We start from the raw sequence: 1,101 nt of genomic DNA, 5'->3' as shown, positions 1-1,101 counted from the left end.
GCCGACCAGACATCCGATGCGGTTTGGCGTCAAGCTGCCACCTCCAAATCGATGGCCTTGGTTGGGAAGGCCATGGCTTCGCTGTAGGGGGTGCGGTTGGTAAGGCAGTAGTGGAGGCATCCGAGCAGGCGGTTGTAGAGGTTGCGCTGTGCGGAGGAGTGGCGATCGCCGGCGTCCCGGCGCCGGTCGTAGTGGGCGCGGGCGCCTGGTGAGGCGGTGATCGCCGAGAAGGTCCACACGTAGCCGACTGCGGCCAGACGCTGGTTCTTGACCTTGCGAGCCATCACGGCGAGGCTCTTGCCTGACGCGCGCGTGATCGGTGCCGCGCCTGCGAAGGCCTTGAGCCCTTTGGGATCACCGAAGCGGGATCGGTCGTCGCCAATCTCGGCGAGGACCCGAGCGGCGGAGAGAGAGCCGAGCCCTGGGAAGCTGGTGATGATCGGGGCGTCCGGGTGCGCCTCGAAGGCTTCGACCGCTGCTTTGGCGAGGTCGTCCGCGCTGGCGCAAGTGGCGTTGAGCTGTCGCAGGAGCGCGAGTGCCTGCCGCCCCATGGCTTGCTCGACGAGTGGAGGCTGCCTCATCTGCGGACGGCGTAGGACCTCGCGCAGGCGGTCGGCCTCTGCCTCGATGCCGCGTTTGCGTCCGGCTCGCCGGACCGCTGCCCGCAGCTGTGAGCGGGTGAGCCGTGCGGCCTGTTCCGGGGTGGGAGCCGCGGCGAGGAGCTCGCGGGCGACCGGGTGGCAGAGTCCTTCGCGAGTGGATGCGAAGGCCGCGAGGAAGCCGGGAAAGTACTCGCGCAGGTGGGAGCGGAGTTTGTTGCCGGCCTGGGTGCGGTCCCAGACGGCGTCCTGCTGAGCACGTGCCAGGACGGCTATGGCTTTGGCGAGTTCGCTGTCGGCCGGCATGGTGCGGAAGGACGCTCTGTCGGTCCGCAGGATGTTCGCCAGGACCGCCGCGTCGAGGTGGTCGGACTTCTTGCGGGTGACCGCGTGGCGCTCGCGGTAGCGGGCCGCCGCCATCGGGTTGATCGCGTAGACGGGGCGGCCCGTTGCGTGCAGGCAGGCGACCAGGAGGCCGCGGGAGGTCTCGATCGCGACCGGG

General features: G+C 69.6%; 1 protein-coding gene. It reads right to left on the bottom strand.

What is annotated here, in order from left to right; genetic code table 11:
• Positions 1-29 precede the first annotated feature (29 nt).
• Positions 30-1,101, bottom strand: a 1,072-nt coding sequence (locus ACFXHB_RS44895; RefSeq protein WP_380583026.1) for a transposase, incomplete at its 5' end; no start/stop codon positions are given.

The sequence above is a fragment of the Kitasatospora sp. NPDC059327 genome (assembly GCF_042752535.1).
Classification (GTDB): Bacteria; Actinomycetota; Actinomycetes; order Streptomycetales; family Streptomycetaceae; genus Kitasatospora.
The sequence above is the reverse complement of the archived record's forward strand: the minus strand, read 5'-3'. Positions and strand labels throughout refer to the sequence as shown.